A 21,336-nucleotide genomic window follows, 5' to 3' on the forward strand; every position below is an offset into this window, starting at 1 on the left:
AGCTTCAGAACGTACGGTTCGGCGTGCGCCGCACGACGACCAGCAACAAGGCGGCGCCGAGGCATGCGGTGAGCGCTCCGACCGGCAGCGTGAGCCGCCCGGCGTCGAACACCGCCCCCAGCAGCCGCGAGGACAGCTGCGCCGCAGCGTCCGCCCCGCACACCACGACCGCGCCGGTCAGGGCGGCCCCGGGAAGACTCGCCCGCAGGTCCGCGCCGAAGACGGCCACGGCCAGGTGCGGCACGAGCAGCCCCACGAAACCCAGTGCGCCCACGGCGGCCACCGCGCCCGCGGTCAGGGCCACCGCACACAGCAGGGCCAGGGTCCGGGCCCCGCGCGCGGACAGGCCGGCGGCGAGGGCGATGTCGTCCCCGCAGCGCAGCAGGGTCAACGGCCCGGTCAGCAGCCAGGCCGCGGCTCCCCAGACGACCGCCCACGGCCACAGCAGGTGCCAGTGCTGCCACACCCGGCCCTCCGTGGTGCCGACCAGCCACTGCACGACGCTGCCCAGTTCGCCGGGCTCCACGAGCAGCACCATGGCGGTGAGCCCGCCCAGCACCGCCGACACCAGCACTCCGTGCACGGCGGTCTGCGCGGGATCACCGCGCCCGCGTCCGGCGAGCAGCCAGAGCAGGGCCGCTCCGGCGAACCCGCCCGCGCACGCGGCGAGGACCACGGCCAGCGGCGCGTCCCACCCGGCGAGTCCCAGGGCGGTCGCGGTGACGGCGCCGAGCACCGCGCCCGGGGTCACGCCCGTCACCTCCGGCCCGGCCAGGGGATTGCGCAGGGCCGACTGCAGGACGAGCCCCGCCACGGCGAGGCAGGCACCGGCACAGAGGGCCACCAGGAGCCGGGGCAGGCGCAGTTGCAGGAGGATGTGGCGTTCCGTCGCGTCACCGCCACCGTTGAGGACGTCCCAGGCCGTACCCGGGGACATGCCGCGCCCGGCCACCACCTCCACCGCCGCGCACACCACGGCCAGTGCCGCGAGCGCCGTGAACCGCCGGGTCACCGCGTGTCCTCCGTTCCTGTTCCGGTCCGCCCCGCAGCGCGGGAGCGGCCACCGCCCGGCCCACCCGGCCCGGGGCCGCCCACGGGGGCGTGCTGCGACACCCGGGCGCCGGGGCCCTCGTCCGCTCCGCCGGGTGCCGTCCGGCGCGGTCCGGGCAACGGCTCGCGCGCCGCCGGCGAGGCCGGGGCACGCCGGTCCGCGCGACGGCGGCCGCCCGACCGCATCAGCGCGACGCCGGCCGGCACGCCGAGCAGGGCGGTCCAGGCGCCGGCGGGTGTCTCCACGGGCGCCAGCGCCAGCCTGGCCGGGACGTCGGCGGCCGTCACGACGACGGCGCCCCATGCCGCGGACCACGGGAGCCAGCGCACCGCGCCCGCCGCGGGATCGAACCAACGGCTCAGGTGCGGGGCGAGGAAACCCACCCACGCGACGGGCCCGCACACGGCCGTCACCGGGGCGATGAGCACCACGGCGATGGCCAGCGCGAGCAGCCGGGCGCGATGGGCCCGCACGCCCAGCGCCTCGGCGTCCTCGTCACCCAGCCGCAGCACGGACAGCACCGGCGCGCACAGCACGAGCGCGGGCACGGCGACGAGGAGCCACGGCCACAGGCCGGTCACGTCCTCCCACGTCCGGGCGGAGAGGGAGCCGAGCAGGTAGCGGTAGATCAGCTGGAGGTCCAGCTGATCGGCCATGACCATCAGGACGAGCAGCGCGGCCTGCAGCGCGGCCGCCACCGCCGCGCCGGTCAGCAGCACAGCGGACGGACTGCGGCCGATCCCGGCGACGAGCAGCGTCAGCCCTCCGCCGAGCGCAGCACCCCCGATGGCCAGCAGGGGCTGGGCGGCGGCGGGCAGCGAGAGGGACAGCACCAGCGGCGCGGCCACCCCCAGCGCCGCCCCGGACGACACGCCCAGCATCTCCGGCACCGCCAGGGGATTGCGCAGGGCCTCCTGGAGCACCAGTCCGGCCGCCCCCAGACAGGCTCCGGCGACGAGCGCCAGCAGCAGGCGGGGTACGCGGAGTTCGGTGACGACGATCCCCGTGAGGGTGCTGTCCCCGTCCAGGACCGCGGCGGGCAGCCGGTGCGGGGGAACGTAGGGGGTGCCGAGAGTGAGCGCGCACACCGAGGAGACGGCCAGCAGCCCGAGTACCAGGAGCGGTTGCCACCTCCGCGCACCGCGCGGGGGCCGCTGTCCGCCCGCCGCGGCGCGATCGGCCGCGGCGGGCACCGGGAGCAACTTCCTCACCGCAGCGCGGCCGTCGCCTCGTCGAGGACGATGCCCAGTGAACGGGTGCCGCGCCCCTTGGCCCACACCTCGGAGTTCACCTCGTGCACGTCACCGTTCTTCACTGCCGGGATCTTGCCCCACAGGGGGTTCCCGGCCAGCTTGTCCGACAGCTTGCCGTCCGCGTCGCCGAAGCTCATCGTCTCGACGAACAGCACGTCGACGCCCTGGGCGAGGATCTCCTCCAGGCTGTAACTGCCCTCCACACCACGCGACTTCCACGGGTAGTCGGCGATCTTCGGGAACAGGCTCGCGGCCACGTCGCCCTCCGGCGTCGCGACGCCGAAGTTCTCGTCACTGCCGTAGATGATGAGCGCGGTCTTCTCGCTCGGGGTCTTCTCGGCCTCGGCGAGCTTCGTCCGGAAGGTCCGCTCCGCCTTCTCCCCCTCGGCGGTGCGGCCGGTGAGCGCGGCGACGTCGCGCAGGTACCCGACGCTGTCCTGCCAGGTCTCGGGCTGCATGGCCCAGAACGTGGCGGCGCCCTTGAGCGCCGGGGCGAGCTTGCCGTGGGTGTCACCCAGCCCGATCACGAGATCGGGCTTGTGGGAGAGGATCGCCTCCACCTCCGGGGCGATGAACCCGCCGGGGATGACGTCCACCTTCTTGGCCTTCTCCGGCCCCAGGAAGTCCGGGTGGGCGAGCAGCGCGCTGTTGGTGGCCGTGGGCACGATGCCCAGTTCCGTCAGGATGTCGTCGCACAGCGCGAACAGGCAGACGATGCGCTCGGGTTGCTTCTCCAGGGAGATCTCGACGCCGTTGGTGTCGGTCAACCGCGTGGCCGCCTTGATGGGTTCGACGGTCACTTCCGTCTTCGCAGCGGCCTTGGCCTTGCCGGTCGCGGGTTCTTCCGAGGACGAGCCGCAGCCGACCAGGACGGAACCCACCATCACTGCGGTGATCCAACTGCGGACGAACGTGGACGGTGAGCGCAGCATCGATGCCCTCGCTTCTTCTCAGGTACCGGGAACGCACCGAAGATACATGATAATCGTTTTCACCAGATCGTTTTCCGGAGGACCCATGCCCGCCGCCCCGCCCGTCCTGCTCGTCTCCGACCACGTGGCCGGATCCCTCCAGTTGCTGACCGTGCCGGACGGTGCCACGGTGGGCCGCCTCACGGGTCGTCACCTCTCCGAGCACGCCGGCTTCCTGGCGCTGCCGGGCGGACGGGTGGCCTGTGTCGACGACCGTCGCGGCGAACTGCTGGTGCTCGATCCCTTCGCCGGGGAACTCGTGGAACAGGCGATCCCGGTCGCCGTGCCCGCCGAGCACCTCGCCTGCGACCCGTCCGGCCGCCTTCTGGCCGTCACGACCGGCCTCGGCGAGAACAGCGCACCCTGGTCGGACCTGCTCACGGTCCTCGACCTGGCCACCGGGGAGGCCGCACGGGTCCGCACCCGGATCGGCGAACCGGGCGTGACGGTGCTGGGCGGCGGCGACCCCCTGGTCGTGCTGCGGCACCGAGAGCCCGGCGGGCTGGCCGTCCACCAGTTCGCGGACCTCCTCGCCGCCCCGCCCGGCTGCCCCCCGGTCACCCCGCACGCGGTCCTGCCCCTGCCGGACGACGGACACGGAGACGCGCAGGTACCCGGCTCGCAGCACGTGTTCGCGGCCACGGGTCAGGGAGTACACCGGGCCCGCAGGCAGGGCGACGCCCTCGCCGCCGAGGGCGTCATCCCGTGGGAATCGCCCGCCCGGGGCTGGTACCTCCGGCTGGACACCCGGCGGCAGGCGCTGTGGACCACGCTGCGCGGCGGTGACCCGGACCCGCTGCGCTGGCCGGAGTGGACCAACCAGGCCTGGCGGCACGAGCTGGGAACAGGCCGCACGCTGCTCACGGACCTCGGCCCCGGACTGGTCTTCCGGCTGGCGCTCGCCCGGCGCCACACCGTCTTCACCCGTGTCCACCCCGACGGCGACGAGCTGATCGTTCTGGGCGCCGACGACGTCGTCCGCCGCTTCCCCCTGCCGGCGATGGACGGCGCTCCGCGTCGTGGCGAGAGCCCGTGGGAAGGCGTCCAGCGCCGTGCGGTGGCCGCCTCACCGGGCTCCGACTGGATCGCGGTCACCCGCGGCGGCCACGGCGAGGTGCACATCGTCGACGCGCAGACCGGCCACGAGGCGGCCCGTGCGCGGCTGAGCACACCACTGCATCACGGCGGCCACATCACCCTGCGTGTCCCGGACGACGGTGCCGAGGGCGATCCCGTGGGGCGGTGACGGCGGATGCGCAGCGGCCGGCTCCGGGCGCCCCGAACGGCCCCCGCCCACCAGGGCGGTGGGCTGCCGCGCCGGCCCCGGCCCGGCCCACCGCGTGCCTCGCCGTGGCCGACCGCCGCGTCCGGTCGCCCGGTGCGGGGACGCGAGCGCCCCCGCCGCCACGGCCGGAAGGCCGCGCGGCGGGGGCAGGGGGCGCGGTCAGTCTCCGGCGACCACGCCGGACAGCTCGTTGGTGCTCTCCGGCAGCGTGACGGACGTGATCTTCTTCCCCGTCTCCAGGTCGATGGCGTGCAGCGCCTTCCGGCTGGGCTCGGAGACGTAGGCGACGTGCCCGCGAACGAAGAGGGTGGGCCGGGCCTGCTGCCAGTCCAGCGGCTCCTGCCACGCGCCCACGGCCGGGATCCTCTTCTCGATCTCGCCGGTGTTCTGGTCGATGACGTGGACGGCGCCGTCGGTGCCGAGGACCAGGGCCTCGCCGTGCGGGCCGCGGCCCAGCGAGCGGAAGGAGTAGCTGACGCCCAGGTCGACCAGGCGCAGCTTCTTCTTCTCGGTGTCGATGAGGGAGACGCGGGTGGGTCGCTCCAACTCGGCCTCGGGGTCGGTCTTGTAGTCGCCCAGGAGGATCGGTGAGGCGTCGCTGCCGGCCTGGTTGCCGATGCGGCCGTAGTCGTCGGGGGCGTCGATCTTGGTGAACTTGCCGTCCTTGTAGATCAGGATGCCGTCCTCGCAGCCGATGCCGATGGCCTCGTTCCGGGCGGCCGCCTCGCCGTGGACACCGGGGCAGTCCTCGTTGCGCGTGATCTCCTTGTTGTTCTTGTCCAGCACCAGCGCGCCGGTGCGCTTCTCCTCCGTACCGAGGGTGCTCACCAGTGTGCCGTCGGCCAGTTGGATGGCGACACCGTGGTGCGGTTCGGCGGAGGTGTAGGTGCGTCCTGCCGGCTTCTCGCCCCTGCTCAGTTCGGCGGGGTCGAAGACGTTGACCTGTCCGGTGCCGTCGGTGAAGAGCACGGTCTTCCCGGCGTGGCGGACCACGTGACCGGGCTTGGGGCCCTTGTACTCGATGTCGGTGAGGGCCCGGCCGGTGGCGTCCAGGACCCGGAATCCGCTGTCGGTGGACACGACGACGTGGTCCTCGTCGCCCGCCGGGTTGACCCGGTTGAAGCCCGGGAGCCGGATGGTCCCGGCGAGCTTCAGGTTCTCGCCGTCCAGGATGTACAGACCGCCGTCGAACGTGGCGACCAGCGGATCCTTGACCGGCGTCGCGGGCGCGGAGCTCGCGGCCGCGTCGGCCTTGGTGCCGGCGGAGGAGGAGTCCTCCCCGCCGCAGGCGGTCAGCACCGTGGAGACCGCGAGCGCCAGTGCCGTGCCCGTGAGGGCTCTGCCGCGCGTCGACTTGTTCATCAGTGTGTTCCTTTCCGCGCCGCTCGCAGGCGGCATGGGGGTGTGGAGTGCCGGCCCGACGGGGCCGGTGTGCCGGGAGCCGGGAGGGTCATTCGCCGGTCAGGCCGGTGACCATGGCGGTGGTGTTGGCGCGCATCATCCGCAGGTAGGTGTCGGCGCCCTCGCCCTCTGCGGTGAGGGACTCCGAGTAGAGCTCGACGACGCGGACCACGCCGCCCACTTCCGCCCGCAGCACCTCGGCGAGCCGTTTGGGCTGGGAGGAGTCGGCGAAGACGGTGCGCACGCCCGCTCGCCGCATCGCCTCGGTGAGGGAGCGCAGGTCCGAGGAGCTGGGTGAGGCCAGCGTGGTGCCGCTGGGGATGACCGCGCCGATCACCTCGAAGCCGAAGCGGTCGGCGAGGTAGCCGAAGACGTGGTGGTTGGTGACGAGGGCCCGCCGGTCGGCGGGGACGCGGTCGAAGGACTTCTCCATCCAGGAGGTCAAATCGGAGAGTCGTCCCGCGTAGCGGTCGGCGTTGGCGCGTATCGTGCCGGCGTCGACGCCGTCGACGTTCTCGATGACCTGACGGGCTATCAGGCCGGTGACCTTGCGCACCCGGTCGGGGTCGGTCCAGAAGTGCGGGTCGGGCTGCCCCTTCCCGCCCTCGGGCCCGCCGTCGTCGGCCGGGCGGAAGGTGAGCGGGTCGGCGGCCTCGCCGGCCGCGAAGGTGGCGACCCCGGACTCGCGGGCCGCGTCCACGTGCCGCAGTACGTTCTCCTCCAGGCCCAGGCCGTTGTGGACGACCAGGTCGGCGCGTTCCAGCTCGGCGGCCTGCACCGCCGACAGACCGAAGGAGTGCGGGTCGGCGTTGGGCTTCATCAGGACGGTGACCTCGGCCTCGTCGCCGACGATCTCCCGGGTGATGTCACCGAGGATGTTGGTCGTGACCACGATGCCGGGCCGGTCGCCCTCGGGCGCACAGGCGGTGGCGGTCGCGGCTGCCGCGAGGGCGAGCAGGCCCGCGATCAGGCTGCGCAGCCGGGCGATGCCCGCCCGCGCGCGCTGCTTCGTCCGGTTGCGGCTCATCGTCCGGTCTCCGCCATGAGGACCGGCTTGACGTCCAGGTCGAAGGAACGGGCGATGCGCAGGCCGTCGTTGTAGTCGATCTCGAACACCTTCTTGCCCTCGGGGTCGTTCACGTAGGCGCGGCTGCGGTCGACCTCGATGACGGGGGCGGCGGCTCCGGCCCGTTTCGCGTCTGTCAGCAGCGAGTTGGTCCGCGCCGTCCGCTTTCCGGTTGCGATGTCGTAGCCGTGCACCGCGCCGTCGGTCTCCAGGACGAGGAGCGGGGAGCCCTCTCCCGCGGTGTTGACGGCGACGACCGGCCCGGTGTCCACCCGCTTCCAGGTCCGCTCGGTGACGTCGAGGACCCAGACCGCGTCGTCTCCGGCCGGGGCGGTGAGGGTGTCGCTGCCGGGCCGGTGGCGAAAGGCGGTGGCCCGTTCCCGCGCCGGGACGTCCTTCCCGTACGGGATCTCCTCGGCGGTGAAGGCACCGTCCTCGGACTGGACGAGCAGGGCGCCGTCGGCGCAGCCGAGGATCACGCCGCGCCGGGTGACGGCGTCCCCCCGTGGTTCCTCGCACGTCACGTCCGGGGAGGCCACGCGCCCGCCCTCGCGGTCCAGGACGACGAGCCGGGTGCCGCCCTCCTCGTTCGCGAAGGCGAGCAGGTGCTCGTCGTACGGCACGACGGGTCCGGTGTATGCGCCCGGCAGCGTCCGGGGGGAGGTGATCCGCCCCTTCTCCAGTGCGCCGCGGTCGTAGAGGAGGGCGCGCCCGTCCTCACCGGTCACCGCGGTCACCGCGGCGTCGCTGCGCACCTGTGCCCGGCCGTCCGCGGGGAGCTCGCCCACGTCCCGTGTCGCCGCGCTGTAGTAGTGGACGTGGTCCCCGTGGTCCACCATCCAGGCGCCGGTGTCGACTACGCGGGTGCCGCCGGGCCCGTGGAGGTAGCCGAACCTGCCGTCCGTCCACAGCCGGACGGCGCCCTTCACCTGGGCCATCCGGTGCACCTTGCCGGTGATGAGGTCGAGGACCCTGGTGTGTCCGCTGCCGGGATCGTTCACCAGGAGCCGGGCCTGCTGCTCGGCGGCCTCCCGGGCTCCCTCGACGTACCCGTGCGGCGTGGCGGACGGGGAACTCACCGCGGAGCGGGGGTCGTTGCCCTTTCCCTCGGCGCAGCTCGTGACGAGCAGCGCGGTGAGCACCAGTGCGGCCGATGCCACCGGAGGGACGTTTCTGCGGACGGCCATGACGATCGCCTCTGCCTCTTTCAGTCGACTTCGAGTACGGGGGCGGCGGGGACGTGGCGTGCGCGCCGGTCACGCAGTCCGGACAGCGCGTGGGAGAGGAAGAACAGACCCACCGCGAGGGCCGCGACGGTCGCGCCGGCGGCAGTGCCCATGTGCCAGGACAACAACAGGCCGCCGACCGTGGCCGCGGCGCCGAGCAGGGCGGCGAGCGCCATGACCCCGCGCACGCCGCGGGCCCAGGGCAGGGCGGCCGCCGGCGGCGCGATGAGCAGTCCGAGCACCAGCAGCGTCCCGACGATGTGGAACGAGGCGACGATCGCCAGACCGAGCAGGCCGAGGAGCACGGCGTGGGCCAGGCGTGGCCGCAGCCCCAGGGTGTGGGCCTTGCGCGAGTCGAACGCCAGGGCCAGGAAGGCACGGTGGCCGAGCGCCGAGACCGCCAGCGCCACGAGCAGCGCCACCGCGAGCACGAGGAGGTCCCGTTCCCTGACGGCGAGGACGTCACCGAAGAGGAAACCGGTCAGGTCGACGGCGAAGGACTGGGAGCGGGACACGATGATCACGCCGAGCGAGAGCATGCCCACGAACAGCAGCCCGATGCCGGTGTCCTGGGACAGCCTGGGCGTACGGCCGAGCGCGGTGACGCCGGCCGTCATGACGGCGGCACTGACCACCGCGCCGACCATCAGGTTCCCACCGAGGAGCGCCGCCACCGCGACGCCCGGCAGCAGTCCGTGGGACATCGCGTCACCGAGGAACGCCATCCCCCTCAGCACCACCCAGGTGCCCGCCAGCGCGCAGATGGCGGACACGAGCACCCCACCCCAAAGGGCCCGCTGCACGAAGGTGACCTCGAACGGGGCCGTCAACCAGTCCATGCCGAGGACATTACAATGAAAACCATGTTCAACAAACCGCGCCCCTCCCCCGCCCCACCAGTGGAGCGGGCAGCCCACATCCGCTTCCACGGACTGTGCGCCGGCTACCCGGGCCGTCCCGTGCTTCACCAACTCAGCGCGGACATACCAAGGTTGGCCACGACGGCGCTCGTCGGCCCGAACGGCAGCGGCAAGTCGACCCTGCTCGGCGTGCTCGCCGGTGTGATCCATCCGACATCCGGTGAGCTCCACCGCGCCGGGGACCGGCCGCCGGCGTTCGTACCGCAGCGCGCGGCCGTCGGCGACGCCCTGCCCCTCACCGTCCGGCAGACGGTCGAGATGGGGCGCTGGGGCGAGCGCGGCCCGTGGCGCCGGCTGACCCGCCAGGACCACGCCACCGTCGACGCGGCGCTCGAACGGCTCGGCATCGGGGACCTGGCGGCCCGGCAACTGGGCGAGCTGTCCGGGGGGCAGCGTCAACGCGCCCTCATCGCGCAGGGGTTGGCGCAGGAGTCGGACCTGTTGCTCCTGGACGAGCCGACCACCGGTCTGGACCCGGAGGCCAGGGAGCGGATCGGCGCGCTGCTGACGGCACTCGTCGCCGACGGGGTGACGGTCGTCCAGGCCACCCACGACCTGCACGTCGCGCGCACGGCGGACGCGTGCCTCCTTCTCCAGGACGGCCGCCTCGCCGGGCAGGGGCATCCGGACCGCGTCCTCACCACGACGGCGCTCGCCCGCCTCTGGCAAGCACTCTGAGCGGCACGGCACAGGCGACCGCGAGGCCCCCGGCCGGACGGCCGGCCGCTGCGACGCGGGGCGGACCGGTACACCGCGGCGGGCGGCACGGGCAGACTGAGCGACGGAGGCGGTGGGGGCGGCGCCCCTGCAGCGCCTGTACCGACCGGCGCGCCGGGCCCCCGACGCCCTGCCTGGCTCTCCAGCTCCTGGACGAACACCGCTCCCTCGGGCGTCGCCCGCTCGATGTCCCTCACGCCCTGCGGTGCAGCCTGCTCGAAGCCCGGGACGCCACCGGCACGGGGGCGCGCGAACTCATCGACGAGCGGCGGCTGCTCGAAGCCCGGCGCCTGCTGGGCAGTGCCCGCTGGACCGCCCGGGCGGTGGCCGCCCACCTCGGATTCACCGATCCCGCAGGCTTCGGCCGCTTCTTCCGTGGACACACCGGTCTCCTGATCGACCACCCCGCGCCGGACGGCCGACGGCCGGCATCCGGCGTCCATGACCCGCGGCGTGCGGGTCACCCCATGAGGTGCCGTTCCATCCAGTCCGCCGCCGCCCGGCGGAACAGGCGCCGGCTGTCCGCGCGCAGGAAATCGTGGCCCTCGTCGCGCAGGGTCAACAGCTCGGCGTGGATGCCGCGTTCGCGCGCCGCCCGCACGAACTGCCGGGACTCCCCCGGCGGCACGTTCGTGTCGTGTTCGCCGTGGACGGCGAGCACCGGAACACGCAGCGCTTCGATACGGCTCATCGGTGACAGGGCGCGCAGCAGCTCGCGGTCGCGTTCCGGGTGGCCGTACTTGTGCGCCGCTGACTCCGCGATCCAGGGTTCCGTACCGGCGAAGAAGGTCAGCAGGTCCGACATGCCACAGACGGCGACTCCGGTGCGGAAGAGGTCCGGGTGCCACACGAGGGAGGCGAACGTCAGGTAGCCGCCGTACGAAGGGCCCATGACCGCCAGCCGTGTCGGATCGGCGGGGCCCGCGGTGACCGCGTGGGCCGCACAGTCGGCGACGTCGTCGAACGCGGCGAAGCGGCCCTCACCCAGGTCCGCGTCGACGAACGACCGGCCGTGCCCCAGGGAGCCCCGGACGTCGGGGGCGAAGACGTCCAGGCCGCGCCCGATCAGCTCGTGGTAGAGCGGGTTGAACACCGGGCGTTCCTGTTCCTCCGGACCGCCGTGCAGGTGGATGACACAGGGTGCCGGTTCGTCGGGGGCACGCCCCGGCGCCCGGTAGTACCAGCCGCTCAGGGGCAGTCCGTCCCGGGCCGTCAGGCGCAGGGGGACGGGGCGTACCGGTGGGCGGCCGCCCGGGACGGCGTCCTCGTCCCGGGCGGACCAGGGGGTGCGGAGCGTGAACACGCCTTCGTGCGCCCACCAGACACCGGGGCGGCGTTGGGAGCCGGACAGCGCGAGCAGCAGTCGCCCGGCTCCGGCGGCGGTCACGCGGGTGACGACCTCGTGGGGCAGCGGAAGGGGGCGTGCCGGGCCGGTGTCGTCGGGAGGGTGCCCGGTCGGGGCCGGGAAGGTCTCGACGAGTTCCAGCTCGCTGACGCCCCGCGCGTTCCATGCCAGCGCCGCGGTACGGCCGTCGTGGGCGAACGCGAGGAGTTCGAGGTCGCTTCCGTCGCGTTCCGCCGCCACCGACGTGCGCTCGGGCCTGCCGTCGGCGTCCAGGGCGACGGCGAGGAGCGCCGCGTACTCCCGGTCGGCGTCGCTGCGCAGCCACAGTGTCCGCCCGTCCGGGGAGAACCGGCCGATCCACGGGTCGCCGTCGGCGACCGGCAGGGCGAAGGCGGTCGCGGAGTCGGCGGTGCGTCGGACGACCGCCTCGCGGCGTCCGCGCGGCCCGCGGCGCAGGAGTGCGAAGCGGCCGTCGTGGCTGAGGTCGCAGGCGCGCAGGGAGGCGGCGTGTGTCTCCGTGGTGAGCAGCACGGGGGACGCGAGGCCGTCGGGATCGATCAGGTAGACCGACAGGCCGCCACCGGGCCGGGCCGCCGGAGCCGTGGCCCCGGCCGGCGTCCCGTCGGGAGCCGGCGCCGGGGTGTGATCGTGCGCGGCCGGGCCCAGGAGCGTCGCGTGCCCGTCCCGGTCCGCCCATGCGGCCCCGGGGCGGGCCCCGTCGAGCAGGCCGTCCGCCGGGCCGTGGTCGTACGGGCTCCGCCCGGGCAGGTCGTCCGCCGGGGCGTGGTCGTACAGGGGCCGCCCGGGCAGGCCGACCGGCGGGCCGTGGCCGGACAGGGGCCGCCCGACCAGGCCCGGCTGGACGGCGGCGGCTGGATCCGCGACGGTGACGGCGACGGCCGAGCCGTCGTGCGCCCAGCACCCCAGATAGGCGGAGCTGGCCGGGTCCGCCCCGGCCAGGATGCGGCGGCCCGTGCCGTCGGGCCGGACGCACAGCACCCGCGTGTGCTCGCCCCCGCCCGGCGCGGTGGTGTAGGCGATCCAGCGGCCGTCCGGCGACCAGGACACCTCTTTGACGGGATCCGGCGAGGAGTCGAGCAGACGCGCCTCGTCGCTGCCGACGGGCGCGGCCCACAGCTGGGGGACGCCGCCCCGGTCGCAGATGAAGGCCGCCTGCGTGCCGTCGGCGTTGGCCGAGGGGTACCAGCAGCCGTGGGCGCGCAGCCGGGTCACCGCGTCAGCGGGGCCGCCCGCCTCCGGCAGCACCACCGGGACCGGCGCGGCCGCGGCGGCGGGGACACCGGGCCGGTCCTGTGTCCTGCCGTCCTCGTCGGGCGGTCCTGGAGAAGGGCCGAGCGTCCCGGGAGCGGGGAGGACCGGCTGCGGCCCGTCCCCTCCCCGCACGGCCCGCTGATCGGTCACTTGATTCCGTGAGTCTGCAGCCATATCTCCAGCAAAGCTATCTGCCACAGGGCGTTCGCGCCGCGCCTGGTGCGGTGCTCGTCGGGCGCCTCGAGCAGCTTGGCGACGTACGACTCCCGGAACAGTCCGCGCTGCTTCGCCTCCGGTGCCTCGAGTGCCTCACGCACCCGCTGCAGGACGGGTCCGGCCATGTGCCGGATGGCCGGTACCGGGAAGTAGCCCTTGGGGCGGTCGACGACCTCGCGGGGAAGGAGCTTGCGTCCCGCCTCCTTCAGCACGCCCTTGCCGCCGTCGGCCAGTTTCAGTTCCGGTGGGCATGCCGCCGCCAGTTCCACCAGTTCGTGGTCGAGGAAGGGCACGCGTGCCTCCAGACCCCAGGCCATCGTCATGTTGTCGACGCGCTTGACCGGGTCGTCGACGAGCATCACGTGCGTGTCGAGGCGGAGCGCGGCGTCCAGCGCCGTCTCCGCCCCCGGTACCGCCATGTGGCCGCGGACGAAGTCGCCCGAGACGTCGCCGGGGGTCAGCAGATCCGGCCGCAGGATCTCGGCGAGATCGGCGTGCGACCGGTCGAAGTAGGTCTCGGCGTAGCGCTCCGGTTCGTCCTCGCGGGCGACCCCGGCCAGCTGCGGGTACCAGTGGTAGCCGGCGAAGACCTCGTCGGCGCCCTGTCCGCTCTGCACGACCTTGACTTCTTTGGACACCTGCTCCGACAGCAGGTAGAAGGCGACCACGTCGTGGCTGATCATCGGCTCGCTCATCGCCGCGACCGCCCCGTCCAGCGCCGTGGAGACCCGCTCGGAGGGAACCATCATCCGACGGTGGTCGGTGCCGAATTCCCGGGCCACGAGGTCGGAGTAGCGGAACTCGTCGCCCTCCTCACCGCCCTCCGCCTCGAACCCCACGCTGAACGTCATCAGGTCGCGCTGGCCCTCGTCGGCCAGCAGGGCGACGATCAGACTGGAGTCGAGGCCGCCGGAGAGCAGCACGCCGACCGGTACGTCGGAGACCATGCGGCGGCGCACCGCGGTGCGCAGCGCGTCCAGCACCGCGTCCCGCCACTCGTCCGGGCTCATGCCGGCGTATTCGGCCCGGCGGGTGTAGGACGGCTGCCAGTAGCGGTGGTCCTCGTGGGTGCCGTCCGGTTCGACGACGCGCACCGTGGCCGGGGGCAGCTTGCGCACGCCGTTGACGACGGTGTGCGGCGCGGCGACCGTGGCGTGCCAGCTCAGGTACTGGTGGAGGGCGACGGGATCGAGCGAGGTGTCGACGTCTCCGGCGGCGAGGAGGGCGGGCAGCGTGGAGGCGAACCGCAGCCGGCCCGGTGTCCGCGCCAGGTAGAGCGGCTTGATGCCGAGGCGGTCCCGGGCGAGGATCACCCGCCCCGTGCGGTGCTCGACGATCGCGAAGGCGAACATGCCGCGCAGGCGCTCGACGCAGGAGGTTCCCCACTGCAGGTAGGCGTTGAGCACCACCTCCGTGTCCGACGTCGACTCGAAGCGGTGCCCGAGTCGGCGCAACTCCTCCCGCAGCTCGGGGTAGTTGTACACACAGCCGTTGAAGACGCCGGTGACCTCTCCCCGGGCGTCCGTCATCGGCTGCCCTCCCAGGTCCGACAGGTCGATGATCTTGAGTCTCCGGTGCCCCAGGGCCACGGCGCCCCGTGTCCAGGTGCCCTGCCCGTCGGGCCCGCGGGAAGCGAGCCGGTCGGTCATGCGCCCCACGGCCGCCAGGTCGGGCCGCCGCCCGTCGAAGCGGATCTCCCCGCTCAGACCGCACATGCCGTCCCACCTCCCTTCTGGTGACCGGAGGGGACCATCGGTGTCCGCCCTCCTGTCGGGATCCGGGCGGTGCTGCACGACATGACGAAACCCTTTCTGCACGGGGACAGGACACGCGCTCTGCGACGGAGGCAGGACGCACGGGGGGGCGGCGCGGGAGAGAGGGCCGCGGCGCCCGTGGCACCGAGGCGGTGACCGCCTGCGGGCGGGAACGCTGTGCACGGGGAACGCGGGACCGGTGGCGGTCTCATGACACGAACCGCTCATCAGGGGCCGACGGCCTCCGGCGTCCCGGAACCGGCGGAGGAGCGCGGGCCGAACGCGGCGACGGCCGGGCCGAATCCGTGGCCGGGCGTCGCGGACCGGCGGTGCGCGCGTTCGCCGCGGGTCTCGGCGATCAGCATGTCGACACAGCCGAGGAGATCCTCCTGCTGTGCCGTACGGCGGATGCGCCGGGCGGCGCTTCCGTCCGCGAGAGCCGCCTCGGCCAGCTCCCGGACAGTGTGCCAGTCACCGTGGGCCTCCAGGGCGGGGCGCAGTCGGACCAGCAACGTGCGCAGAACCTGGGACGCGGGTGCCTCGCGGTGGGTCTCCGGGTCCACCAGGGCGCCTTCGAGCCCGGACCGGGCGGCACGCCAGGCCGCGCCCCGCAGCCACTCGTGCCGGCCCGCACACCGGGGCCCGCGCTCGCGCAGCCGTTCCTGGGCGTCGGTGACCAGGGCGCGGAAGAGTCCGGCGATGAGCACCACGGTCTCGGCCCGCGGGCAGGCATCGCAGATGCGCAGTTCCAGCGTCTGCAGGCGGGTGGAGGGACGGACGTCGTAGTAGATCATCCCCGGGTCGCTGATGACCCCGGCCCGCACGAAGTCGTCCACCGCCGCGTCGTACTCGGCCGCGTCCGGGAAGCACCCGGCGGGACCGGCGGTGGGCCAGCGCTGCCAGACCATGGAACGCCAGCTCGCGTAGCCCGTGTCGGTCCCCTGCCACAGGGGGGAACTCGCGGAGACGGCCAGCAGCACGGGCAGCCAGGGCGAGACCTCGCACATGACGCGCACGGCGGTGTCACGGTCGGGCACGTCCACGTGGACCTGTGCGCCGCAGATGAGCTGTTCGTCGGCGACCTTGCGGTACTCCTCTGCCATGTGGCGGTACCGGTCGTCGGCGGTCGGGTTCGCCGCGGCGGCGGGCGCCAGCGGGGCCGTCCCCGCGGCCACCACGGCCAGCCCCTGCGCGGAGGCGGCGGCGTCCAGCTGCCGTCTCAGTCGGGTCAGGTCCGTGTACAGGTCGTGCAAGGACGTGTGCACCGCGCTGTTGGTCTCCACGGTGCACTGGTGCAGTTCCCGCGTGAAGGTCCGCCGCGGGAGCCGTCGCAGGATCGCGTCGGCGCGCGGCACGAGCAGTCCGCTCTCCACCTCCAGGACGTGGAACTCCTCCTCCACCCCGATACGCATGGTCACAGTCACTCCTAGGGATCCGAGCGCTGCCCTTCAGGGGGGTACGAGACCCTGCCCTGGACGATGGGCGGCTGTGAGGCTCTGAGTTCCCAGCTGATCCACGGATAAGCCCATGAGTGCGCGTCTGGCACGTCGGACTCACAGATGAGCACCACGCAGTCCCCGTCGCCTTCGCGGCGGCGGGGATCAGCACCGTCAGCGGTGCGGCCAGGGGGGCGTCGGCCGCACCGGGGCACGGCGGCTCAAGGCATGAACAGCGCCAGGAAGATCACGACCAGGACGACGAGGCCGATGATGAGCCACACGGGCTTGCCCCGCCGGCCCCCGCTTCGGTCCGACACGTCCTCGGGGCCCCCACCGCGGGGCCGGTCCTCCGGGAGCGCTGCGTTGTCCGGGCGGTCACGTGTGTAGAAGTCGTCGTCCGCCATGGCGGGCTCCCTCCGTAGGGTCTCCGGGTTCCCCTCGCGGCCCGCCCGAACACCACGGGACCCGGCCCGTGACGGACAGCCGGGCTGAGCCGTCATGGCGTCGTGCTCTCCCTGGTGATCAGGTCCATGACCGCGTTCAGCCCGCCTTCCGCCCAGGCAGCGCGTTGCCGGTCGGCGCCCGTACCCTGTCGCAGCAGACGGTGGACGAGGGCCGTGACCTGCCTGCTGTCGCCGGACGCGTCCAGTGCGGGCGCCACATGGCGCAGCAGCCCGCACAGCACGTCCCCGGCCCGGCGCTGCTCACCGGCACCGGGATCGATCAACGTGTCACTGAGGCCGTGACGTACCGCGTGCCACATGCTCGCCTGGAGGAGTTCCGGCGCACAGTTCGCGACGGGGACCCGGTCGGCGGTGGCCTCCGCGAGTGCGGTCTCCACGAGGGCCCGGACCACTCCGGCGAACATGACCGCGTCGTCCGCGCGCAGCTGGACGTCGAGGCAGCGCACCTCGACGGTGGGGTACCGCTCCGACAGGCGAGCCTGCCAGTAGATCTGGCCGGTGTCCGAGATCAGGCCGCTGTCCACCAGGTGCCGGACCCGGCGGTCGTAGTCGGCGGCGTCGCGGAAGACGGGGGGCAGCCCGCTCACCGGCCAGCGGTTGAAGATCATGGTGCGCCAGCTGGCGAACCCGGTGTCGTGACCGTCCCAGAGGGGGGAGTTCGCCGACATCGCCGTCAGGACCGGCAGCCACGGCCGGATACGGTTCAGGACCTCGACACCCGCCTCGCGACTGGGCACACCGACGTGTACGTGCATACCGTTCACCAGTTGCTCCGCCACGAGCTGCGGCGCCTGCGCGACCATGGCCCGGTAACGGGCCCGGTCGGTGACCGCCGCGGCGTACTCGTCGCGCAGCGGTGGTGTCGCGCAGGCGGCCATGCGGCATCCGTGCTCGTCGGCCGCGCCTCCGACCGCATGCCGCAGACGCAGCAGGTGCCCACCCACCTCGCTGAGCGTCCGGCAGACGGGTGTCGCCACCTCGACCTGCACCTGGAGCAGTTCGGCCTGCACCTCCTGCTCGTCCACACAAGGGGCCAGGTCCGCCGCCAGGCACACCTTCTCCGCCTGCGGCACCGGAAGCCCCGATATGGGATCGACCAGCAGGTATTCCTCTTCGACGCCGATAGTCGTCATCGACCGCCCTCTGCTCCGTCGCGACCGTGTCCGGCGCGCGATCACCGACGCCCGTCGCGGTGCGGGCCGTCTCGCCGGGGCGCGCACCGTGGGGCCGACACCGAGTGCCGCAACCGCTCCATCACAAACCCGGCACGATTGCGGAGGAACCTTGCCGATGGCGAGAAGCGCCCTGCCGACGCGCTCGCGGGGCGCCCACCCCGCTGAGCGGTCAGGCCCGGGGAGTTCGTGGCCGCGCCCTGCCCCGCCGCAGCGTTTGCCGGACCCCGCGACGGTGACCCGGCGAAGGTCATATGCCCCGGCAGAGAGGACGGCGTGATGAGCGCGCAGTACCCCGACATGGACGACGACCCCCGGCGTGACAAGGCGGCTGGGATGGCGGAGGACGACGTCGTCGCGATCCTTCTCCGGCAGCACGCCCGGATCAGGGACCTCTTCGGCGAGATCGGCGGAGCCGAAGGTGACCGGAAGAAGGAGGTCTTCCATGAGTTGAGGGGTCTGCTGGCCGTGCACGAGACGGCCGAGGAGATGATCGTGCGCCCCGCCGCCAAGGACGTCGCCGGCGCGAAGGAGGCCGAAGCGCGCAACGCCGAGGAGAAGGAGGCCAACAAGGTCCTGGGCCGGCTGGAGGAGCTGGACATCACCAGCCCCGAGTTCGAGCTGCAGCTGGCCCAGTTCCAGCAGGACGTGCTCTCCCACGCCCAGCACGAGGAAACGGAGGAGTTCCCGGCGCTCGAAGCGGGTTGCACACCAGAGCAGCGCAGGACCATGGGCAGGAGGTTGCTCATGGCCGAGAAGCTGGCTCCCACCCACCCCCATCCCACCGCCGCCGGATCCCCTGCGCTGCAGTGGACCCTGGGTCCCTTCGCCTCACTCCTGGACCGGGCCCGCGACGCCTTCGGCGCGTCGGGCAAGTGACCTCTCCCGGCCTCGTCGCAGCGGCCGGGACGACAGCTCGCCCATGGCCCACGCGCCACTCGCCGCGAGGCGACGGCCTCCCCCGTAGCCGTTCTCTCAGCGCCCCGGCCGGCTCGGCACCCCCGAGCCGGCCGGGGCCTCCTCGTGCGCGGCGCCCAGGCCGCTCACCTCGCCCCGCGCATCGTCGCCCCCCCCTCGCCGGAGGCGGGAGGGCACGTCGTCGGCGTGTCCGCCCGTACCGGTCAGGGGCCTGGACGGCCTCCGCGACCGCATAGGACACGGCCGCGAAGGAAACCCCGTCATGAAGGCGGGGTCCGGCTGTCCGCCGGCGCGTGTGCGGCGCTCTGGAACATGGCGCCGAGGATGTTCTCCAGCCGGGCACAGGTGACTCCCGGCTCACCCGCGGCGGCCTTGAGGGGTTCCACTTCGAGCATCCGGCCGAGCACGTTGATCCCGAGAACCAGGGACAGCGTGAGAACGGCGCGTTCGCGCGCGGCCGGGTCGTCGGCGCCGAAGTAGTCGGCGAGCGGTGGGATCACCGTCTGTTCGACGTAGTCACGCAGCACCGGCCGTGCGGAGTGACTGGCGGCCGAGCGCAGCAGGATGAGGTCGGTACTGTGGCGGCCCCGCCGGACCTGGCTCGACCTGCCCCGCGGACAGCGCACCGCCTTCCTCTCCGGCATGAACGCGGACCTGGATGCCTTCATCGAGGCCGGCATCACCCCGCTGGCGATGGGCGGACCGAGCCGCTCCTCGAGGAGACCCCCTGGACGTTCCGGGCGGTGTGGCAGGCCCCGGACGCCGACGCCGTCCACGCCTTCGGCTCAGCCGACGACCCCGCACTGCTCACCTATTTCGAACAGATACGGATCACCGGCACCATGACCGACCCCGCGGCCCTCGCCCGCGCCATGGCCGACCTCCCGGGCCCGGAACGTCCCGGCTGACGGCCTCTGCCCACCGAGCACGCCCACGCCCGCGTCACGGTACGTCCGGCCGCCTCACTCCGGCCGGCGGAGGGCGAACCGGGTTCGCGGCGAGATGACCGCTCCCGGGGAACCAGCCCCGGACCTGCCGCCTCGATCCGCTCGGGCCCGCGAGAGCCGGGGCCCGAGCGGTCGCGTCAACCGCCCCGGTCAGGCCGCGCTCGTCTTGCGGCGGCGTCCGGACCGGGCGAGGGCGTCGATCAGTTCCTCGCGGCTCATCTTCGACCGGCCCTCGATGTTCTGGTCGGCCGCCCGCTGGTACAACTCCGTCTTGCTCAGCTGGCGCAACTCGCTCTTGCCCGTGCTCCGGCCACGCTGCGCCGACGCGCCCGCCCGTTTCGGCGGGGCCTTGCGAGACGCCTCCTTCCTGGCCGGCTTGCCCTTGGTGGAGGAGGACTCTCCCTTGCCGGACGCCGACTGCCGCCGCCCCCGGTCGGAGGCGCCGGCCTTGGCGACCCCCGTCTGGGCGGTTCCGGCCTGGGCGAGGCTGTTCTGCAGGGCCTCCATCAGGTCCACCACGTTGGTCGCCTGGGGCGGCTCGTCGGCGAGGGCGACCTCCTGCCCTTCGGCCTTGGCCTTGACCAGCTCACGCACCTTCTCCTGGTAGGTGTCGTGGTAGCGCTCCGGCTCCCACGGGCTGCTGAGGCTGTCGACCAGCTGAAGCGCCATGTCGAGCTCCTTGCCGCGCTCGGCCCGGCCGGAGGGCAGCTCGGGCAGTTCCCTGCCCGGGTCACGGACCTCGTCCGCCCAGTGCAGCGTCTGCAGCACCAGGACCTTGTCCTCGGCCCGCAACGCCGTCAGGTACTGCTTGCCCCGCATGACGAACGTGGCCACCCCCACCTTCCCGGCCCGCTCCAACGCCGCGCGCAGCAGCTCGTAGACCTTCAGGTACTCCTTGCCGCGCGGCGCGACGTAGTAGGTGCGGTCGAAGTACACCGGTGCGATCTGATCGAGGTCGACGAAATCCGTGATGTCGATCGTCCGGGACCGGCCCGGCGCGATCTCCTCGAGCTCTTCCGGCTCGACGACCACGTATTCGCCCTCGCCCAGCTCATAGCCCTTGACGATGTCCTTGGCCTCGACGTCCTTGCCGGTGCGCTCGTTGACCCGCCGGTTGCGGACCCGGTCCGCGGTCCCGCGCTGCAGCTGGTGGAAGTGGACCGTGTGGTCCTCGGTCGCCGTGAACAGCCCGACCGGCACCGTCACCAGACCGAACGAGATCACCCCTGTCCAGATCGCCCGAGCCATGACCGCAACTCCGTCCCGTCCCGCATACGCACCGCGCGGATGCCGCCTGCCCCCACGCTCGCACCACCCCCTCCGGCCCGCCCGTCGAGCGCACCGGCGCAGCACCCGAACGGGAGCCGATGACCGCACGCGCTCGGCGGAGGACTCCGGGGTCGCTGCGTGCAACGATGCCGCGACCCCGTCGTCGCGTCGGTGCCGGGCACTCATTCCTGGGAACGGCCCCGGACCGGGCTGTCTCACCTGATCAGCGGAGGCCGAGAAGGTCGAGCAGCCACTGGATGAGGCCACCGTTGCCCATCGAGTTCACCTCCTTCCGTAGGTGCGCTGCGTGTGGACCATCCATACCGGGAGCGTCGCGCCTTGATGTTCGGCTACATGGGGCATTCATCCCACCGGCCGGATTCTCGCTCCGCTGCACAGCGGGAGCGCCACTGCGCCCGACACCACCACGTGACCTCCGGGTGGCCGCCGTAGTCCGCGACACCTGGGACAGCCCGTGCCGGGTCCGCGCTGCCCCAGAACCAGTCGGCAGTCGTGCGCGACACCATGTTCCGCGTCTCCGGCACTCGTAGGATTAGACGTCGTCTCATTTGGCGTGCCTGGGTAGTCTGCACCGTGTGGTGATGGTCGAGCGCATGGTGCCGGACGAGCTGTGGGAACTGTTCCAGCGG

The 21,336-nt window shown here is 73.2% G+C and carries 18 protein-coding genes and 1 pseudogene; 5 read left to right on the top strand and 14 right to left on the bottom strand.

Translation table 11 applies throughout. From position 1 onward, the window contains the following. Nucleotides 1-4 precede the first annotated feature (4 nt). From AC07DA_RS33395 to AC07DA_RS33405, 3 genes are all read right to left on the bottom strand, one after another. Nucleotides 5-1,012, bottom strand: a complete 1,008-nt coding sequence (locus AC07DA_RS33395; protein ID WP_479131992.1) for a FecCD family ABC transporter permease — start codon at nucleotides 1,010-1,012, stop codon at nucleotides 5-7. After that, a complete protein-coding gene (locus tag AC07DA_RS33400; RefSeq protein ID WP_479132013.1) occupies nucleotides 1,009-2,154 on the bottom strand; it encodes a FecCD family ABC transporter permease in 1,146 nt (381 codons plus the stop codon). The genes AC07DA_RS33395 and AC07DA_RS33400 overlap by 4 nt, the downstream gene beginning before the upstream one ends. A 104-nt stretch (nucleotides 2,155-2,258) precedes the next feature. Continuing rightward, nucleotides 2,259-3,188, bottom strand: a complete 930-nt coding sequence (locus AC07DA_RS33405) for an ABC transporter substrate-binding protein (RefSeq protein ID WP_479132014.1) — start codon at nucleotides 3,186-3,188, stop codon at nucleotides 2,259-2,261. A 133-nt stretch (nucleotides 3,189-3,321) separates the two neighbouring features. Between AC07DA_RS33405 and AC07DA_RS33410 the strand changes: the two genes are divergently transcribed. Then, nucleotides 3,322-4,521: a hypothetical protein gene (locus AC07DA_RS33410; RefSeq protein WP_479131993.1), complete on the top strand. Its 1,200-nt coding sequence runs from the start codon at nucleotides 3,322-3,324 to the stop codon at nucleotides 4,519-4,521. Nucleotides 4,522-4,719: 198 nt separating this feature from the next. On the opposite strand, the gene aztD is transcribed toward AC07DA_RS33410, so the two are convergent. The 4 genes from aztD to aztB all read right to left on the bottom strand — a co-directional run bounded on the left by aztD (nucleotide 4,720) and on the right by aztB (nucleotide 9,092). Then, nucleotides 4,720-5,922 carry a zinc metallochaperone AztD gene (gene aztD / locus AC07DA_RS33415; RefSeq protein WP_479131994.1) on the bottom strand — a complete coding sequence of 401 codons (1,203 nt, stop codon included), beginning with the start codon at nucleotides 5,920-5,922 and terminating at the stop codon, nucleotides 4,720-4,722. Between the two features lie 88 nt (nucleotides 5,923-6,010). Continuing rightward, nucleotides 6,011-6,988, bottom strand: coding sequence for a zinc ABC transporter substrate-binding protein AztC (aztC, locus tag AC07DA_RS33420; RefSeq protein WP_479131995.1), 978 nt, complete (start codon nucleotides 6,986-6,988; stop codon nucleotides 6,011-6,013). Beyond that, on the bottom strand, nucleotides 6,985-8,214 hold the full coding sequence (locus tag AC07DA_RS33425; protein WP_479131996.1) for a hypothetical protein: 1,230 nt from the start codon (nucleotides 8,212-8,214) through the stop codon (nucleotides 6,985-6,987). Before AC07DA_RS33425 ends, aztC begins: the two co-directional genes overlap by 4 nt. Nucleotides 8,215-8,234: 20 nt before the next feature. Next, nucleotides 8,235-9,092: a zinc ABC transporter permease AztB gene (gene aztB / locus AC07DA_RS33430; RefSeq protein WP_479131997.1), complete on the bottom strand. Its 858-nt coding sequence runs from the start codon at nucleotides 9,090-9,092 to the stop codon at nucleotides 8,235-8,237. A 15-nt stretch (nucleotides 9,093-9,107) separates the two neighbouring features. Here aztB and aztA point away from each other — a divergent pair, with 15 nt between their 5' ends. Together aztA and AC07DA_RS33440 are read left to right on the top strand one after the other, a co-directional pair. Continuing rightward, nucleotides 9,108-9,851, top strand: a complete 744-nt coding sequence (gene aztA, locus AC07DA_RS33435; protein ID WP_479131998.1) for a zinc ABC transporter ATP-binding protein AztA — start codon at nucleotides 9,108-9,110, stop codon at nucleotides 9,849-9,851. Between the two features lie 176 nt (nucleotides 9,852-10,027). After that, nucleotides 10,028-10,282: pseudogene (locus tag AC07DA_RS33440) on the top strand (helix-turn-helix domain-containing protein); the annotation flags it as partial. Between the two features lie 68 nt (nucleotides 10,283-10,350). On the opposite strand, the gene AC07DA_RS33445 reads toward AC07DA_RS33440, so the two are convergent. The 5 genes from AC07DA_RS33445 to AC07DA_RS33465 form a co-directional block, all read right to left on the bottom strand. Beyond that, entirely contained in the window at nucleotides 10,351-12,681 is a 2,331-nt protein-coding gene (locus AC07DA_RS33445; protein ID WP_479131999.1) for a S9 family peptidase, read from the bottom strand. Further along, nucleotides 12,654-14,438 carry an N-acetylglutaminylglutamine amidotransferase gene (locus AC07DA_RS33450; RefSeq protein WP_479132000.1) on the bottom strand — a complete coding sequence of 595 codons (1,785 nt, stop codon included), beginning with the start codon at nucleotides 14,436-14,438 and terminating at the stop codon, nucleotides 12,654-12,656. The genes AC07DA_RS33445 and AC07DA_RS33450 overlap by 28 nt, the downstream gene beginning before the upstream one ends. 266 nt (nucleotides 14,439-14,704) lie before the next feature. After that, complete coding sequence (locus tag AC07DA_RS33455; protein ID WP_479132015.1) at nucleotides 14,705-15,889, bottom strand: carboxylate-amine ligase; 1,185 nt, start codon at nucleotides 15,887-15,889, stop codon at nucleotides 14,705-14,707. Between the two features lie 245 nt (nucleotides 15,890-16,134). Beyond that, entirely contained in the window at nucleotides 16,135-16,320 is a 186-nt protein-coding gene (locus tag AC07DA_RS33460) for a hypothetical protein (protein WP_479132001.1), read from the bottom strand. Between the two features lie 92 nt (nucleotides 16,321-16,412). Beyond that, on the bottom strand, nucleotides 16,413-17,513 hold the full coding sequence (locus AC07DA_RS33465; protein ID WP_479132002.1) for a carboxylate-amine ligase: 1,101 nt from the start codon (nucleotides 17,511-17,513) through the stop codon (nucleotides 16,413-16,415). 318 nt (nucleotides 17,514-17,831) lie between these two features. On the opposite strand from AC07DA_RS33465, the gene AC07DA_RS33470 reads away from it, so the two are divergent. After that, nucleotides 17,832-18,431 (top strand): hemerythrin domain-containing protein, encoded by a 600-nt coding sequence (locus AC07DA_RS33470; protein ID WP_479132003.1) that lies wholly within the window; start codon nucleotides 17,832-17,834, stop codon nucleotides 18,429-18,431. Nucleotides 18,432-18,730: 299 nt separating this feature from the next. On the opposite strand, the gene AC07DA_RS33475 is transcribed toward AC07DA_RS33470, so the two are convergent. Next, a complete protein-coding gene (locus AC07DA_RS33475) occupies nucleotides 18,731-19,114 on the bottom strand; it encodes a TetR/AcrR family transcriptional regulator (protein ID WP_479132004.1) in 384 nt (127 codons plus the stop codon). Here AC07DA_RS33475 and AC07DA_RS33480 point away from each other — a divergent pair. Continuing rightward, nucleotides 19,035-19,316, top strand: a complete 282-nt coding sequence (locus tag AC07DA_RS33480; protein WP_479132005.1) for a DUF6616 family protein — start codon at nucleotides 19,035-19,037, stop codon at nucleotides 19,314-19,316. The genes AC07DA_RS33475 and AC07DA_RS33480 overlap by 80 nt on opposite strands. 251 nt (nucleotides 19,317-19,567) lie before the next feature. Here AC07DA_RS33480 and ku read toward each other — a convergent pair whose 3' ends face one another. Then, nucleotides 19,568-20,665: a non-homologous end joining protein Ku gene (gene ku / locus AC07DA_RS33485; RefSeq protein ID WP_479132006.1), complete on the bottom strand. Its 1,098-nt coding sequence runs from the start codon at nucleotides 20,663-20,665 to the stop codon at nucleotides 19,568-19,570. Nucleotides 20,666-21,336 lie beyond the last annotated feature (671 nt).

It is taken from the genome of Streptomyces sp. NPDC044921 (assembly GCF_056432865.1).